Raw genomic sequence first — 17,287 nt, 5'->3', positions numbered from 1 at the left:
TTACCCTCATAGCCATTCCCAGGCGCTATAGTAGGTGTTCAGCGCTTCGGCATAGGTAACGAAGTCGGCATAGAACGGGAGACCGGCCAGCGTAGCGCTATCGCCAACAATAACCAGTTTTTTGCGGGCCCGCGTCATGGCTACGTTCATGCGCCGGATGTCTGCCAGAAAACCGATCTCGCCTTCGGTGTTGCTGCGCACCAGGGAGATGTACACAATATCGCGCTCCTGCCCCTGAAAGCTGTCGATGGTGTTTACCGAAAGGCTAGCTCGATACGGCTGTAGCTCCGGGGTGTGCTGTATCTGGTCTTTCAGGATGGCAATCTGCTGTTTGTAGGGTGAGATAACGGCAATGGTCGGAAAGTCCGGCGGGGCATAGTACTGGCTGAGGCCGGCTACCAGTTGGGTCAGATGCCTGACCAGCAGGGCTGCTTCTTCGGGGTTGGTAGAGCTGGTGCCGTCAGGCTTTTCCTCGAAGCCGCAACCGGCCGTATCCACAAACACCAGCGAGGGATCCCCTTCGAACAAAGCATGGCGGGCCACCGACGTATGCGCCTTCAGGTTGTTCTGGTAAAACACCTGCGATGAATAGCCCATGATGTGCTCGTGCATTCGATACTGCTCATTGAGGAGCGAAACCGCTTGGGGGTGCAGGGCTACGCCTTTTTCCAGCAGGGTCGTGTTCAGGCCCTGCCGGGCTGCTTCGGTCGATTTGATGGTTGGCGGCAGTTGGCAGTGATCGCCGGCCAGTACCACTTTCTGCGCTTTCAGAATCGGAATCCAGCAGGCGGGTTCGAGGGCCTGCCCGGCTTCGTCGATAACGACGGTATGATAGGTCAGACCCCGAACGGTATAGTGATTGGCACCCACCAGCGTAGCGGTAATCACCTGCGCTTTAGCGATCAGGTCGTCGGTGACGTACTGCTCCGAAGCAGCCACGTCTTTCAACAGGCGGTGGGCTTCATCAAATAAGGCTTTGCGCTGGTCGCGTTCGGCTTTACCGAAATTGCGTTTGTATTTATGCGCCATCGTCCGGAACTCATTGGCCTGCTTTTTCAGCTTTCTGGCTTCCTTCATGTGCGGATGCTGGCTCACTTTATAATCCAGCGTGAGCGCCGTGAGCCGTTCCGACACCCGGGCCGGGTTCCCGATCCGGAGCACATTCAGACCCTGCTCGTGGAGTTTTTCGCTCAGCAGGTCGACGGCTGTGTTGCTGGGCGCGACCACCAGCAGTTTCTGGTTATTTTGCCGGATGAGGGCTTTAATGGCCTGCACCAGCGTGGTGGTTTTACCCGTGCCCGGCGGCCCGTGCACAATCGCCAGCTCGTTGGCCGACATAATCATCTGCACGGCGGCTACCTGACTGGGGTTGAGCTGCGGCATGAACAACTCAGGCTGCTCGGAGTGAAAGGTGGGAGATTGTTCGCCCGTCAGGATTTTGATGAGCCGGTGATTCGCTTTTTGGCTCAGGGCATCCGCCGTTTTAAGAGCCTGCTCCATCTCGTCGTAGCTGTTGTCGTCGAACAGCAGCTCAACGCCCAGCTTGCCATCCCGCGACCAGTCGGGTAACTCATCGACCCGCAGGCTGAGTTTGAGCCGGTCGCCACTCTGGTGCGAGATGGTGCCTTCGACCCGGTCGTTTTTGGGGTCATGGTTGCTGAACAGTACGGCCGGAACACCAAACCGGAATTGGTGGGGAGTATCCTGATGCGTGGTGCGTTCCACCTCCACAGTCAGATAATCGCCCCGGCCCAGTTCAGAACCACGGATGGCAATGGGGTACCAGGTGAGGCCGTTGGCCCGGCGCTCGGTAATCGAGGTGGTTTCGGTCAGTTTCTGGTATTGAATCCGGTCTTCTTCCCGTTCGCGCTTCAGTAACTGAAGCAGGTTTCTAAAGTAATCCATGTGAGGTGTGGATGATGTTAGACGTTGGACGTTAGTCAGACGTTGGACGTTAGACATTAGATGTTAGACGGCTAATAGCTAATGTCCAGCGTCTAACGTCTAACGTCCAATGTCTAACGTCCAGATTCCACTACTTCACCGTGCCGGAAACGGGTATCAGTTTGGCCGATAAGTCCGGCGTTTTCATGTCTTTGTCGAAGGGGAACATGGGGCGCTGAATCCGCTTGTAGGGCAGGCGGAACAAATCCTGATCGACACCGCCGGGCGTCAGGGCCATGATCCAGTCTTTTTGCATTTCGTAGAGTTCGGGCTGGAGATAGCCGATCTTCACCACAACAATGTCGGCGGTGCGGGGGTTGAGGCCCAGGCGGGTAAAATCTTTTTCTTCGTGGTAGGGTTTGCGTTTCCGGGTTACAATAACGTGGGCGCTGCCTACCTTCACCACCACTTCTGCTTCCGCGTCTTTGTCGCCTTCATGAATGGCCGTTATGGTACCGCTGAGCCGAACGGGCGGGGCAAACCGGTGATCGACCAGCCCCCCGGCGGTTCCGTCTACGTGGCCCCCAATGCCGGCCACCATCGCTTTGCCGACAAACGCCGGGTCGGGCAGGGACGCATAAATCAGCGTTGGACCGTCCGGTTTTTTAAATTCGGGGCGTTTGAGGATTTCCGTAATCGTCCAGGTTACGTCGCCGGCACCTCCAGCCGTAGGGTTATCGCCCGTATCGCTGATGTAGAACGGCCGTTTGGGGCTGGCAATGGCTTTGGTTAATACCTCGTTCAGCGTACCGGTGGGGGCCACAAAATCGAACTGGTGGCGGGCGTTCCAGAAGTCGCGGGCCAGTTTTTCGGCGGTCTGCGTCACCTTGCTTCGATCGTCGCCTACCACCATCACGGCCGCGTGGTTACGTGGCTCGTCGGCCCAGGCGTACCCGATCCAGATGCCGGCATCCACAACGCCCGGCTGCTGATCGGCCAGCGGGGTAACCTGCTGGTAAAGGCTTTTGCCCGGCTCAATCCGGGTGCTGGTTTTTTCGCCCGGTAGCAAAATGGGCACGGTAATCAAGGCCTTGTAGGCGGGTTTGCCTTTGCCGCTTTTAAGCCGGTTGAGCAGGTTGACCACGGCCCGTTCTTTGGTTTGCATGGCGTCTTCGTGGGGTGCCATGCGGTAACAGGTCATCAGGTCGGTGTTCTGCGCCAGCCGTTCCGAGACATTCCCGTGCAAATCCATCGAGGTCGACACGAGGGTTTTGTAGCCGATCACCTGCCGGATTCGTGCCAGCAGATCGCCTTCAGGGTCATCGAGTCCCTGCACACTCATCGCCCCGTGAATATCGAAATACAAGCCATCATAAGGGGCGTATTTTTTAAGCGAATCCAGCATCTTACCCACCAGCGATTCGTACGCCTGCCGGCTTACAATACCACCCGGCAGGGATTTGCCCACGACCGTCGGCACCCAGCGGGCCTGCTTCCGGAGCGGGGCCGTACCCATCATGAACGGATACGCGTTGAAGACCTCGCCACTGTAGCGGGCGTGAAAAGCCGGCTCCAGCGTAACGGCGGGCGAAAACGTGCTCGATTCAATACCCAACCCGGCAATAGCAATACGCGGTAAGGCAGAATTTGTGGGCTGCGACCAGGCACCGCCAATGAGGCATAAGCTGGCGGTAAGGCAGAGGAAAAACTGTTTCATGGCGTAAAATAATGCATTCTCCCAAGACAGCCAACCGGCTGTGGGCCGATCAGGGTATTCTTTGCCGGCGTTGCTCTACACCAGACTGGGCAAACTAATGGTAACCGTAGTGCCCTGGCCTACTGTAGAGGTGATCTGCAATGTACCCTGATGCAGGTCAATGATTTTCTGCGTCACGGCCAGACCAATACCATAGCCGGGCACGCCCTCCGCATTTTCTCCCCGGTAAAGCGGATTGAGAATAAAGGCGGCATCGGTTTTGGTGATGCCCTGTCCCTGATCGGTTACGATTACATCGATCTGGCTGTCTGTCGCTTGTAGTTGCACGGCCACCGCTTCGCCGGAATATTTGCAGGCATTATCCAGTACGTTCAGGAACGCCGTTGTCAGCAAGGTCGCATTGCCTTTCACCGTAAACGGCTGGTCTTCACTCGTCATAAACTGGAGCGGCAGGTTCCGGCCCGGATATTTGGTCTGCACCTGCTCGATCGCGGTGAGCAGGCAATCGTCAACCTGAACATCTGCCAGCGCCACGGTGCCGTCGGTGACTTTGGCCAAACCCAGCAGGCCGTTGGTCAGGGCAATTACTTTTTTGAGTTCGTCCACGGCTACCTCCATGCTCTCGCGCCAGTCGGCCGGGTTTTGGTCGTACCGCAGCGATGTTTCCAGCGTACCCAGGGTATTGGTGAGTGGGGTGCGCAGTTCGTGGGATGCGTGGGAGACAAAGCTGCGCTGGGACACAAAGGCATCTTCCAGTCGGAAGAGCATCTGGTTGAAGGTCATGGCGAGCTGGGCAATTTCATCGCGCCGGTTGCCTTCATGTACCCGCTTGTGCAGGTCCCGGGCGGTAATCTGCTCTACCTCCTCCACGATCTGGGAAATAGGTTTCAGCACTCGTCCGGAAAAATACCAGCCGGCCAGCATAATCAGCGCAAAGCCGAACAGATTCGCCAGCACCAGAATCTGCTGTAGTGTACCCAATTTGGCCAGACCGATGCGGTCATAGCCGGAGGCAAAAATATAAAACTGTTGCCCCCGGTCCTGATACGGTAAGACAATCGATTCGAGGTGACCGCTTCTGAATTCAAACAGCGATTGGTTGGTCAGCAGCGGTATTTTTTCTTTATAAAAATCAGATTCCTTCAGGTTGCGGTTCGTAAATACCAGTTTATGCCGGCTGTCGAAAATACTGATTTGTTCCTCCACGATGGTAAGCAGGTCGGTACGCACCATGTTCTTAAAAAAGTCATCGTGCAGGTGCCGCCGGGAAATCAGTACCCGTCCGGCCACGCGGGCTTTTGACTCCAGCCGGCTATAAAATTCTTCCTGCCGGAACAGCGAATAAAAATACCACACCAGCAGCGAGAGCGTGATCTGGATAGCCGTTGCCAGCAACGTAAATATGAGCGTCAGGCGATTGCGAATCAGCATGGCTGGTTGATTAGTTCAGTGGTTAATTGGTTGATTAGTTAACCAGCCAACCAGTTAACCAATCAACCACTCAACCAACTACCCTTCCCGCAGGACGTACCCCATGCCCACAATGGTGTGCAGCAGCTTGGGCGAAAATCCTTTGTCTATTTTTTTGCGAAGGTAGCTGACATATACGTCGATGATGTTGGTGTTGCTGTCGAAATTCAGGTTCCAGACCCGTTCGCTGATGTCTACTCGCGAAATAATTTTCCCCTTGTTGAGCATCAGGTATTCCATCAGGGAGTATTCACGGGTGGTGAGGTCGATGCGCTGGCCGGCGCGGGTTACGGTTTTGGTATCCAGGTTCAGTTCCAGATCGGCCAGCCGGAGTATCTGCTTCTGTTTGGGGCCATGCCGGCGCGTCAGGGCCCGGAGTCGTAACAGCAGTTCCTGAAACTCGAAGGGTTTAACCAGATAATCGTCGGCCCCGGCGTTGAAGCCATCCGCCTTATCGGCCAGACTGTCCAGGGCGGTCAGCATCAGCACGGGCACATCCTCATTCTCCAATCGGATCAACCGGCATAGTTCAAAACCGTTCATTTGCGGCAGGTTGACATCCAGAATGACGATGTCATACACATCCTTGCGGAACAGCGACAGGCCGGTTCGTCCGTCGTACGCGACGGTAACCTCGTAGCCTTCGGCCGATATGCCTTTGCGAATAAAGGAGACCACCCGCTCTTCGTCTTCAACTAACAGCACTTTCATGAAAACGAAATTGGTTAATTATTGCGTTCGGTGGTATTGATTTGGAAAATACTATTTTTCGATCCGTTACCAACCTCCGGTTAACCTCAAACTAAAGAAGTCTTGTATCTTAGAACGATCCGCTCTAATTTTATCCTCTGCCTGGCTTAAACTGGTAAAGGCTACGGCCGTGCCCGGCTGGTTTACACACCAGCCACCTGTTTTTGATTTTCACAACGTTATTCCAGCCAGGGCTTTAAGGATGACCACACCTGCTACCAGCAGCCATAGCTTGGCTTTTCAGTCGCTACTACTTAACGCTATACCGGGCAAGCATCTGGTGCTCTTACCCGATGCGCCGATGTTTACTATTGCCGCCGTATCCGACGAGTACCTGGCCGCTTTTGAGCTGCAGCGGGAGAACCTGTTGGGCTGTAGTGTTTTCGAGGTGTTCTTTACCGATGGGCGCAACGATGCCGTTGCCCGGCACCTGCGGCACTCGTTGACTGAGGTAATCCAAACCAAAAAGGTCCATCCTATGGCCGACCAGTCACACCAATGGCCCAACGCCAAAACGGGTGAACTGGAGTGGCGGGTCTGGCGACCGGTCAATAAGCCGGTGTTGAACCCCGGCGGGGAGCTTTCCGCTATCATTCACAGCATCGAGGATATTACTAACTCCGTACAACTTGTAGAGGCCACCCAGGCCAACCGGTATCTGCAAACCATCATCAATGGGTTTAAAGAACCCCTGCAGGTGTTGCAACCCGTTTTCGAAAACGGCACTATCGTAGACTTTCGCTTCAAGCTGACTAACCAGGCCTACGCCAGCTACGCCAACTCGACGCCGGAACAACTTCAGGGTAAACGCGTGGGTGACATATTTCCCGGTTATTTTCAAACGCTAAGCTTTACCCGGCCGGTTGAAACCTACCTGACGGGTCAGCCGCTTACCTTCGAAATTCACTATGATCAGGACGGGCTGGATCTCTATAATCTGATGAGCACGGCCCGGCTGGATGATGAGGTCATTATCCACTTTACTGATTTTACGCACTTACGGCAGTTACAACGCCAGCTCGAACGGAAGATTGACGAATTGAACCGCTCCAACGAGAATCTGAGTCGGTTTGCCTATGTGGCCTCGCATGATTTGCAGGAACCCTTGCGGAAGATCCAGCAGTTCGGGGACCTGCTGAGACAGAATTACGGGCAGAACCTGGAGCAGGGGCTGAATTACGTGCAGCGCATGCAGCAGGCCGCCGGCCGCATGTCGCTGCTGATTCAGGATCTCCTGACGTACTCCCGCATCTCCACCTCGCAGGTTAATGCTCAGCCGGTGGCCCTGGCCAATGTGGTGAGCCAGGCGATCGACAACTTATCGGTGGCCATCGAGGAGAGTGGGGCTCAAATTGACGTGGATGACTTACCCACCGTGCCGGGAGATGCCCTGCAACTGATGCAGCTTGTTCAGAATCTGCTGTCGAATGCGTTAAAGTTCCGCCGGAAGACCCATTCGGGGGAAGCCGTAATCCCACAGGTAAAGGTGCGCACCAAACGACTGCTGCGGAGTGAAATGCCGGTTCCGTTACCCGCAGCCCGGCAGGCCGAAGCCTATCAGCTTATTGAAGTAAGTGACAATGGCATTGGCTTTGATCCCAGACATGCCGAACTCATTTTTGGCGTGTTTCAGCGCCTGCACGGTAAGCAGGAATTCTCCGGCACAGGTATAGGTTTAGCCATTGTGGAGAAAGTAGTAGCCAACCACGGGGGAGTGGTTACCGCCACGGGGCATCCCGACCAGGGTGCCACCTTCAGCGTGTATCTTCCTGTATAGGAATAGTTAAGGCCAGAACAAGATTCACTGACGTTCCGGCTTTATCATGCATAAAAACGTAAATAGCGGATAAGCTGGCTGACTGGTATTCTCCTGATAGTGCCTCCAGCGAGTAATAAATTCTTTCTGGCTGTCAGGACGCACAACCTACAGGGCTATGTATACTTTTCGCTTACGGTGTTCCCCCAAAATATCTATTTCGGCTTGTTTTGCCATTGCCTTACCGCTTTGGGCAGGTATGCTTATCGCCATCACTCCCGCCTGGGCACGAATTGTGCGCATTGATATTACCGGCCGGCAATCCCCCACATTCGATGGCCGGGTATTCGGGCGGGTAGGGGCTTACGAAAAACTGCGAGGCCGGGCCTATGGCGAAATTGATCCCAATCATCCGCAAAATGCCCTGATTACCGATATAACCCTGGCCCCCCGAAATACAAAAGGCCTGGTGGAATACGCCATGGATATTTACATTCTGAAGCCCATAGCGCTGGGTAACGGTAACCATAAGCTTTTTCTGGAAGTCAACAACCGGGGTGGTAAACTGTTTGGCGGTCTGAATAACAGTAAAGGCGGCAATGATCCGACCACGGCGGCCGATGCCGGCGAAGGCTTTCTGATGAACCGGGGCTATACCCTGGTCTGGAACGGATGGGATATATCGGCAGCGCCCGGCAACAATAACCTGACTATAACGGTTCCGGTAGCTGCCAATCCAGACGGCTCTCCCATAACCGGACCCTCGTATGAGTATATCGTGTTTGATAATCCGGGAGCGCAGACCTACACCCTGGCTTACCCGGCGGCTACCCTCGATAAAGCCGGGGCTACCCTGACGGTGCGGGACCGGTTGACCGATACGCCTGTGACCGTACCGCCGGGCGGCTGGGAGTACGTCAACGAGCGTGCGATCCGGTTGCTGCCGGCCGGCACTCCCTTTCGGCAGAGCGCCATCTATGAGTTTACGTATACGGCGAAAGACCCGCTGGTAGCGGGCCTGGGGTTAGCCGCTACGCGCGATTTTGTATCATTTATGCGCTACGCCACCGCCGACGATTTCGGTAATCCGAATCCGCTCGCGGGTGATGTAAGGTATACGTTTTCGTACACCCTCTCCCAACCCGGCCGGTACCTGAACGATTTCCAGACGCTGGGATTCAACGCCGATGAGCAGGGCCGTCGGGTAATCGACGGAATGGAGAACTGGCTGGGAGGCAGCAGCGGTGTGGCTGTTAATTACCGGTTTGCGCAGCCGTCGCGGACCGAGCGGAACCGGCAGAATCACTTGTACCCCGAAGCCGTTTTCCCGTTTGCGTACCCCGTGCTGACTGATCCGTTGACCGGTAAAACGGCCGGTCGCCTGGCCCGTTGTCAGGCCGGCAACACCTGTCCAAAGGTGTTCGAGATTAATTCGGCCAACGAATACTGGGTCAAGGCCGCATCGCTCCTGCATACCGATTTGTGGGGAAACGACCTGCCCGACCCGGAGAATGTGCGGTTCTTCCTGATTGCCGGAGCCCAGCACGGCACGGGTAACGCCACGAGCCGGGGTATATGCCGGCAGTTGCAGAACCCGACCAATGCGGAACCCGTGCTGCGGGCGTTGTTTGTTGCCCTGGACGAATGGGTTACCAAAGGCATTGAACCGCCCGCCAGTCGGGTACCCCGGCGGTCCGACGGCACCGCCGTCATGGCCGTTGCCCAACCCGGCTCCCCAACCGGCATGGTTCCCCCGGCGGCTCTCGGCTGGCCGGACATTCCGGGTGTTACTTATACCGGCACCATCACCACCCGGTACCAACTCGACTTTGGCCCTCAGTTTGACAAAGGCATCCTGACAAATTATCCGCCCAGTCTGGCGGGTCGACCCGTATACCCCAATTTTGTGTCGAAAGTAGACCGGGATGGAAACGAAATAGCGGGTATCCGGCTGCCGCCGGTAGCTGCCCCGGTTGCCACCACAACGGGCTGGGCCCTGCGCCGGGAAGGCTTCGGCGAAAACGACGGTTGTGAATCAGCCGGTCAGTATATACCGTTCAAAAAGACTAAAGCCGAACGGTTGTCTGTATCAAGTTCCGGATTAATTGACCCCCGTTTGTCCCTGGAGGAACGCTACAAAACACACCAGGGCTATATGAAGGCTGTTCGGCAAACCGCACAAACGCTGGCCCGCCAACGCCTGTTGCTCGATGAAGATGTGCAGAAGTATATTCAGGAGGCTGAGGCCAGTGACGTGTTGAAGTAAATGGAAATTGGGCTGAACAAGACCAGGACCTGAATCTTGGTTATGAATCATTCCTGCTCCCTTTGACTGTATATTACAAACTATTTATGCCAATCCAATAGAATACCTGTTCTTTATTCATATGGTCGCGGTGAACAACATCATGATCTACATTACACAGGGTAATCAGATTTCCCTCTTCATTTTTACCTCCTGCCGCATGATACTCTAAATGATGGAGTTCAAGCAGCCGTCTGGGGTCTTCGGGTCGTTTTTGATTGCGATTCCAGCCACACTTTCGACAGCGGAATTCATCTCGCTCTAAAACCGCTGCCCGCACACTATCATCAATTTTACGGTCGTGCTCCTGTGCCTGCTTATCTTCTTCCAGTAAATAAACGCCTACTGGTAGATCAGGTCTTCCCGAGGTTTTTGTTCTGACCGGCCAACCTTTCTCAGTACGTAGCTCCCGAACCCGGCGTGCCCAATCGGTTGCGCCATTGGCGAGATAAGCCAACTCCTCTCCGGTTATGTGACGACCCACATTAAGTCGAAGATAATTGATGATTTTGTCCTGAACAGAAATATTCTGTTTTCGGATTCGATTAATCGTACCCCATCGATGAGCAGCATCACGGTCCTGTTCGTTCTCCAGAAGAATATACTGGTCAGGTCTCATACGGGACACATCGATTGCTTCATCTTCCCATTCGCCTGCATCCAGCATACTTCTTACAGTTTGCCCGCTAAGAATAGGCCAACCATCCTGAACACGTAGTTCCCGAATCCGACGGGGATACTCACTTATACCGGAGACAATCATTAATTCCTCGGTATCGATAATGGTCAGCAGGTTCTGCCGAAAGTAGATAAGAATCCGTTCACGAGCTGAATATTCACTATAATTTGGTATTACGGACATGCCTACTTCGCTAAGTAGTCGGAAGGCCGGAATTAACGTAAGCACCTTCGACCTCAAATCTGAGGTTGAGGAAAGCGTAACGAAGTTATCCAGCAAATCAATTAACTGATTCCTTGCTTCTTCAACATTAAACGCTCTGCGCTTTGCCATATCAGCTTTGCATAAAGTCGGAAAGGAGTTGCTGCAACTGCTGAGATGATTTTGTCCAGCACTCCCAAATGATGAGAACTTTCCAACCGGCAGTCGCTAATGTGTCTAAAGCTAACCGATCTCTTTCGATGTTTCGATCTATTTTGGCGTTCCAGAACTCTACTCGGGTGGTTGGGCGTTTACCACGAACACAATCATGTCCATGCCAAAAGCAGCCATGCACAAATATGACTTTACGGTGTCGAGGGAGTACAATGTCGGGCGAACCGGCCAGCTTTTTGTCGTTCAGTTTAAATCTGTAACCCATCCTGTGCAACAATCGTCTGACGAGCAGCTCAGGAGTGGTATTTGCATTTTTGACTTTCGCCATTACCCGGCTTCGCTCATCCGGGGTGAGCTTATCCATTATAAATCTCCTCAATTGAACCAACTATGGGTTCCTTCTCCATAAAATGATAGTTGTAATGTCGCCAAACAGCATCAGCGATTCGCCCGGCGATTCCTACAGCAACCGCATTACCGATTTGGCGGGCAATTTCAATTTTACTGCCCTTGAAAATGAAATCATCCGGAAAGCCCTGAATGCGTGCTGCTTCCCGGTGCGTGATTGGCCGGTGTTGGACCGGGTGTAAATAGCGCCCCTTCTCCGGTTTGAAAAATTCGGTTCGTATCGTTACGGAGGGTCGATCCCACCAAAGCCGACCGAATAGATCCGTGCCTCCGTTCTTTTTATTAATCCAGCATTTAGGCGTAAGGTGTGGCGCTCTTCGCTGGAGGTCAAAACGATTCATTCCTTCTTCCGGAACGGCGCGGTAACGTTCCAGACTCATTTGGGTGGGAGTTCGACCGAAATGTAGGGCCTCCGTGCCTCGCTCACCTCTAATCTCCGTACCGACAGGAGCAGGTAAATCCCCAATGGCGGTGCGGAGCGTCACCCAGGGGCGTACATCCGGATGATAAAGAGAGAAATCCAGCGGTTTTTTGTTTTGGGGGTCACGGTGCGTACGTAAGGGGGGAAATACATCGATAGGATCAGCTAGGCGAGAACCCATAACAAATGCCCGCGTACGCACTTGCGGTACCCCATAATCGGCGGCTACCAGCTTTGCCCACCGCAGGGTGAACCCCATTTCTTTGGCTACTTCCCGAATTTGTATGAATTCTTCCGAGGCCAGCAACTCAGGGACATTCTCCATCACGAACATGGAAGCCCCTGACCGCTCAACTACATCCATATACGGCAGCCATAGTTGCTTGCGGGGGTCCAGCGTTCTATTCTTATTGAGAAGACTAAAGCCCTGACAGGGGGGGCCTCCAATTACAACGTCTGCTTTGGGTATAACAGTGGCCGGATCTTCAAGAATATCGACAATATCGCCTGAATGACAATGGTGACCAAAATTAGCATTATACGTATTGGCGGCATATTTGTTAAAATCATTAGCCCAGACTGGCTCAAAAATTTTCTCTCCGGTACGTTTGGTGTATTGCACAAAGCCTAGCGTGAAGCCGCCTGCTCCTGCAAATAAATCGATTAATTTCAACGGCATGTCGTCTCTTGAAGTAGCAATCACTTTGTGAAGTAAGCGAATTTAAGGTTTATTCGGTACCTGAACAAACACCAACTGGCCGATATTCGTGCACTTATGCCGTGATTTTCGGACGCTCCGCTTTTGATTCGTAGTGAGTGGAATAATACGTTATATTACCACTATGGACAGCATTGCCAAGTTTGTCAGCGTTGCCGGACTATTCATTAGCCGGTTACCTACTCCCGCACATGTATCGGACTCTGCCTTAATCGCAGAAACGAGCCATCCCGATTCGAGAAATCGGCGCGGATTTCGGCGGCTAGGGATAGGGCGATCTCTTCCGGGGAGACGGCGCCGATGTCCAGGCCTACCGGTGCGTGGATGCGCTCATATTCGTCTTCGGTTATGGCGTAACCCTCTTCGGCCAGTTCGGACCAGATGCGTTCGGAACGGACGCGTGGCCCCAGCATACCAACGTAGGGAACTCCGGTTGCCAGCACTTTGGGCAGGTTCGCTTTGTCGGTTTTGTAATCATGCGACATCAGCACTACGGCGGTGTGTTCGTCGAAGAGAATGTCGGTGTAGTTTTCGGGGGGGACGATGGCGTCGGCGAGGGCGGCAATTTTCCGGTTTACCTTTAGCGGATTGGCTACGATGGTAACCCGCCAGCCTAGTTCCTTCACCAGGCGCGTGAGCGGATACACATCGTACTGATGCCCCCACAGCACCAGATGCGTTTCGGGCGCTAATATCTCAATAAAAGCCTCCAGCACCTGCCCCTCCGGACTGTCGAACCGGTAAGGAGCCGATACCCCTTTTTCAAGGCGGGCCTGAATTTTCTCCTCCAGGGCTGCCTGAATGGTGGCGTTGTCCAGCACGTCAAGGCTGCCGGCGTCCTGGTAGCGGATAACATCGCCTTCTTTGACGGACGCCCAGTCGCCTTCCAGGCCGGTAATGGTAATGAGTACGTGCGTTTGGCGACGTTCGTTCATGCAGCGTTTCAGTATTTCAACGGGATTATTCGAATCGGCAAAATCGAGGGGGGTAAACAGCACGTCGATGATGCCGTTGCAACCCAGCCCCACGCCAATCTGGTGCTCGTCGTCGGTGGTGGTATCATACGTGATTTTAGAGGCCGACGCTTTGGCAATGGCCAGCCGGGCGCGTTTGAGGGCGTCGCCTTCCAGACACCCGCCACTGATGCCGCCAATCCAGACGCCGTCGCTCATAACCAGCATCCGGGCACCCGTACGCCGGTACGACGACCCCTCTACCCGCACTACAGTGGCTAAAGCCGCCTGCGTCGTCTGGCGGTCAATCTGGTCGTAGCCGTCGATGATGGCTTTTATCTCTTTCATGCCTGCAGATACTTTTCGGGTTCGGCCTCAAATTTCACTTTGCAGCCGTCGCAGCAAAAATACACGTTTTCACCCTTATACGTAACAATGTGTTTGGGCGCGGTTTTGTCGACCGGCACACCGCAAACCGGGTTGTTGTAAAACCGCTCCTCGGCCGGCAGGTTCTGCGGGGGAGCGGGCTGCGTCTGTTCGGTCCGGACGGTCTGGATTACCTCCGCCAGAATGCTGATGGCCACTTCGGCGGGCGTCCTGGCTTTAATGTCGAACCCGGCGGGAGCTTTAACGGTGTCCAGTTCGCTGTCCGATACCCCCGCTGCCCGCAGGTAGGCAAACACGGAGTCGCGCTTCCGGCGACTGGCCACAAACGCGAGATACGGCAAGGAGACTTTCAGCGCGGCTTTCAGGGCCATTTCGTCCTGCTCGCCCTGGGTGGCTACCACCACAAACGTATGCCGGTTAACGGGTATTTTCCCGAAACTGAACGCCATTTTAACATCGTCGACCCCGACAAAGTCGGCTTCGTTGACGCCCATTGCCATCACCGTAACCCGGTAGTCGAGGAGTTTGGCCATAGTGGCCAGCGCTTTGGCAATGGCCGATTTACCCATGATGACCAGGTGCGTTTGGGGCATAACCGGTTCAATGAAAATATCGATGCTGCCGCCACTCTGGCAGGTCATTTTATAGTCGATAACGCCTGCCTGCTGCGTTTCTTCGGCATCGGGGCGGATCCGCACCAGCCGGGCCGTTCCGTCTTGCATGGCGGCAGCGGCTTCTTTCAGCACAATCCCTTTGCTGCAGCCGCCACCAACCCAGCCCCAGATTTCACCGTTGCTGCTGATGATGGCCCGGTTGCCAACCTGCCCCGAACTGGGCGCTTCGCGCCAGACAACCGTTGCCGTGGCAAACAGCTCGTTCTGCCGGCGACGGCGCGTATATTGGTCTAAGAATTCGTCAAGCATGGGCTAAAATGGTTTCAAGTTCTACCAAACTGTTCAGGTTGTGCGCCGATTTGAACGTATCCACCATCGGCAGCGCAGCCGCCATTCCCCGCGCAGTGGGTTCGTAACCGGGCATCCCTTTCAGGGGGTTGAGCCACACTACGCGTTTGGCCCGGCGGTGAATGCGCTGCATCTGCCCGGCCAGTTTCTCGACACTCCCGGTTTCCAGCCCGTCGCTCAGGATAATGACGGTAGGAGAGCCGTTCAGAAATCGGTTTCCGTACGTATCGCAAAAGGTCTCCAGACAGGCCCCGATTTTGGTTCCGCCCGACCAGTTATCGGCCTGTTGATGCAGCAGCGCCAGTACCGTTTCCAGGCGGTTGCGCTGAATGGCTTTGCTGATGCGGATGAGCGTCGTGCTGAACACAAAGGCTTCCAGTTGCCGGAAGTGTTCGCGCAGGGCGACAATGAACCGCAGTAGAAAAAAACTGTATTTGTCCATCGAGCCGCTCACGTCGAGCAGCACAATCAGGCGTTGTTTTTTTGGTTTTCTGGCCCGTCGGTACAGTTCCAGCGGTTCGCCCCCGTAGCCGATGCTCCGCCGGATGGTCCGGCGCAGGTTTACCCGACCGTCCGTCTGGCTTTCCTTCATTCGACGGCGCAGCCGCAGAGCAATTTCTTTGAACAGCTTCCGGGCAATGTCGTCCAGTTGCTGCGCGTCTACCTCGCTTACTTTGGCAAAATCGGTTTTCCGCAGGCGCTCTACCTCATTGGCTCCCGACACGGTTTTGGCATCTTCCAGGGAATCGGCGGTTTTGCCCGCGCCCATCAGCACCAGCGTGTGGTTGGTCTTTTTCCTGACCGATCCCTGCACCGTGGTCTTGTTCTTTTCCTCGCGCAGGTCAATCGGGTTGGTATCCCAGAACAGGCTGAACAGCCGGTCGAATACCTTTCGCTCTTCGGGCGAAGTGCAGAACAGGGCTTTGAGCGAGTACTTCAGGCTCTGCCGGGTGGTCAGCAGCGACTGACCGGCGGCTTCCAGCGCGTCCTGCGTTTCCTGAATACCCACGTTGAGGCCGTGACTCCGCGCAAACTGCGCAAAGGCAACAAGGGACTCCGTGAGGCTATTCGTGGCGAATGCTTGCAACTTCATCTTTCACCAGTCTGATGTCATCTACCGATTTTAGCAGGCTGCCCAGCGATTGCTCAATGGCCTTCCGGTTCAGTTCGCGGTAGCCCAGCGCCATCAGCGACTCGGCCCAGTCGATGGTCTCCGAAATACCCGGCGTTTTGGCCAGTTTCCGTTGCCGCAACTCCTGCACAAAGTCAACTACCTGCGTCAGCAGCTCGTTTTCAATGTCCGGCAGGCGCTTGCGGATGATCGCCATCTCCTTGTCGAGCGACGGGTAGTCAATCCAGTGGTACAAACACCGTCGTTTCAGCGCGTCGCTCAGTTCGCGGGTGCGGTTGGAGGTCAGAATGATGTAGGGCTTGTGCGTGGCCTTAATCGTCCCGATTTCCGGAATGCTGATCTGAAACGCCGAGAGCAGTTCGAGCAGAAAGGCTTCAAACTCTTCGTCGGAGCGATCCAGTTCGTCGATCAGCAGCACCGGCGACCCACCCTCGTGGGTAATGGACTGCAGAAGCGGGCGTTTGAGCAGGTAGTCGGTGCCGAAAATATGCTTTTCTTTTTCGGCCACCGACAACCCGCTGCCTTCCTGCAACCGGATACCCAGCAGTTGTTTCTGATAATTCCATTCGTACACGGCCGCGTTGACGTCCAGACCCTCGTAGCATTGCAGCCGGATAAGCGGGGTCTGCAACAGGTCGCTCAGTACCAGGGCCACCTCGGTTTTACCGACACCCGGCGGGCCTTCCAGCAGCAGCGGTTTACGAAGCCGGAGCATCAGAAACAGGGCCGTCGCCAGTTCTTCATCGGCCACGTACTGATGCTGGTCTAAAGCCGCGAGTATCTCAGAATAATTTTTTAATGAATCCACCAATACCGGATTTTGATTCGTCCGCAGCATCGTCGGCGGCCGCTTCGCCCGGTTCGGTACCCGCAGTAGCCAACTTCTTCCTGAAATTGTTAACAAACTGGTCGAATACCTGGTTCGATACGTCGTTGACCAGCCGGGAACCGAACTGCGCCAGCATACCCGTGATGCTGATGTCCATGGTGGCCTCCACATGCGTCATGCCGTTGACTTCGGTCAGGTGGGCATTCATCAGCATTTCGGCATTGCCTTTTCCTTTGCTGTCGATGCCCATGCCTTTCAGGGTCATCTTCCTGTTCACCGCATCGCGTTCCACGAAGGTAACCAGGCCATCATACCCCGCCTTGACCGGGCCAAACTTCAGCCCGACATAGCCTTTATAATTGTCGGCGTCGACCTGCTCGGTCAGCGACGCGCCCGGCACGCAATCCACAATCTGCGGTGGATCAGTCAGCGTTGCCCAAACCAGATCTATCGGCTGCTCGACATCGAATGATTTTGTGAGATTAGTTGTCATAATGATTTCGGATTGAGGATTTCGGATTGGGGATTTACGGTGCAGGTC

Annotated in this window: 14 protein-coding genes; 2 read left to right on the top strand and 12 right to left on the bottom strand. The window is 54.7% G+C overall.

Going from position 1 to position 17,287, the window contains the following annotated elements; all coding sequences use genetic code 11:
* Window positions 1–6: 6 nt before the first annotated feature.
* The 4 genes from ABD931_RS15335 to ABD931_RS15320 form a co-directional block, all read right to left on the bottom strand.
* Entirely contained in the window at window positions 7–1,905 is a 1,899-nt protein-coding gene (locus ABD931_RS15335) for an AAA domain-containing protein (protein ID WP_345268611.1), read from the bottom strand.
* Window positions 1,906–2,035: 130 nt separating this feature from the next.
* Entirely contained in the window at window positions 2,036–3,601 is a 1,566-nt protein-coding gene (locus tag ABD931_RS15330; RefSeq protein WP_345268609.1) for a M81 family metallopeptidase, read from the bottom strand.
* Window positions 3,602–3,676: 75 nt separating this feature from the next.
* Complete coding sequence (locus tag ABD931_RS15325) at window positions 3,677–5,032, bottom strand: HAMP domain-containing sensor histidine kinase (protein WP_345268607.1); 1,356 nt, start codon at window positions 5,030–5,032, stop codon at window positions 3,677–3,679.
* A gap of 78 nt (window positions 5,033–5,110) precedes the next feature.
* Window positions 5,111–5,782: a response regulator gene (locus tag ABD931_RS15320; protein WP_345268605.1), complete on the bottom strand. Its 672-nt coding sequence runs from the start codon at window positions 5,780–5,782 to the stop codon at window positions 5,111–5,113.
* A gap of 241 nt (window positions 5,783–6,023) precedes the next feature.
* On the opposite strand from ABD931_RS15320, the gene ABD931_RS15315 reads away from it, so the two are divergent.
* Together ABD931_RS15315 and ABD931_RS15310 are read left to right on the top strand one after the other, a co-directional pair.
* Window positions 6,024–7,598 carry a PAS domain-containing sensor histidine kinase gene (locus ABD931_RS15315; RefSeq protein WP_345268603.1) on the top strand — a complete coding sequence of 525 codons (1,575 nt, stop codon included), beginning with the start codon at window positions 6,024–6,026 and terminating at the stop codon, window positions 7,596–7,598.
* 238 nt (window positions 7,599–7,836) lie between these two features.
* Window positions 7,837–9,843 carry an alpha/beta hydrolase domain-containing protein gene (locus ABD931_RS15310; protein ID WP_345268601.1) on the top strand — a complete coding sequence of 669 codons (2,007 nt, stop codon included), beginning with the start codon at window positions 7,837–7,839 and terminating at the stop codon, window positions 9,841–9,843.
* A 73-nt stretch (window positions 9,844–9,916) separates the two neighbouring features.
* Here ABD931_RS15310 and ABD931_RS15305 read toward each other — a convergent pair whose 3' ends face one another.
* From ABD931_RS15305 to ABD931_RS15270, 8 genes are all read right to left on the bottom strand, one after another.
* The gene (locus tag ABD931_RS15305) at window positions 9,917–10,894 is read right to left on the bottom strand and encodes an HNH endonuclease (RefSeq protein WP_345268599.1); all 978 of its coding nucleotides are present in this window, start codon (window positions 10,892–10,894) and stop codon (window positions 9,917–9,919) included.
* Window position 10,895: 1 nt separating this feature from the next.
* The gene (locus ABD931_RS15300; RefSeq protein ID WP_345268597.1) at window positions 10,896–11,300 is read right to left on the bottom strand and encodes a very short patch repair endonuclease; all 405 of its coding nucleotides are present in this window, start codon (window positions 11,298–11,300) and stop codon (window positions 10,896–10,898) included.
* Complete coding sequence (locus tag ABD931_RS15295; RefSeq protein ID WP_345268595.1) at window positions 11,293–12,444, bottom strand: DNA cytosine methyltransferase; 1,152 nt, start codon at window positions 12,442–12,444, stop codon at window positions 11,293–11,295. The genes ABD931_RS15300 and ABD931_RS15295 overlap by 8 nt, the downstream gene beginning before the upstream one ends.
* A gap of 218 nt (window positions 12,445–12,662) precedes the next feature.
* A complete protein-coding gene (locus ABD931_RS15290) occupies window positions 12,663–13,784 on the bottom strand; it encodes an XdhC family protein (RefSeq protein ID WP_345268593.1) in 1,122 nt (373 codons plus the stop codon).
* On the bottom strand, window positions 13,781–14,746 hold the full coding sequence (locus tag ABD931_RS15285; protein ID WP_345268591.1) for an XdhC family protein: 966 nt from the start codon (window positions 14,744–14,746) through the stop codon (window positions 13,781–13,783). The genes ABD931_RS15290 and ABD931_RS15285 overlap by 4 nt, the downstream gene beginning before the upstream one ends.
* The gene (locus ABD931_RS15280) at window positions 14,739–15,878 is read right to left on the bottom strand and encodes a vWA domain-containing protein (protein ID WP_345268589.1); all 1,140 of its coding nucleotides are present in this window, start codon (window positions 15,876–15,878) and stop codon (window positions 14,739–14,741) included. Before ABD931_RS15280 ends, ABD931_RS15285 begins: the two co-directional genes overlap by 8 nt.
* The gene (locus ABD931_RS15275; RefSeq protein ID WP_345268587.1) at window positions 15,850–16,725 is read right to left on the bottom strand and encodes an AAA family ATPase; all 876 of its coding nucleotides are present in this window, start codon (window positions 16,723–16,725) and stop codon (window positions 15,850–15,852) included. The genes ABD931_RS15280 and ABD931_RS15275 overlap by 29 nt, the downstream gene beginning before the upstream one ends.
* Window positions 16,700–17,239: an SRPBCC family protein gene (locus ABD931_RS15270; protein ID WP_345268585.1), complete on the bottom strand. Its 540-nt coding sequence runs from the start codon at window positions 17,237–17,239 to the stop codon at window positions 16,700–16,702. Before ABD931_RS15270 ends, ABD931_RS15275 begins: the two co-directional genes overlap by 26 nt.
* Between the last annotated feature and the right edge of the window lie 48 nt (window positions 17,240–17,287).

The organism is Nibrella viscosa, assembly GCF_039541875.1.
Classification (GTDB): Bacteria; Bacteroidota; Bacteroidia; order Cytophagales; family Spirosomataceae; genus Nibrella; species Nibrella viscosa.
This window is presented reverse-complemented; position numbering and strand designations above follow the sequence as displayed.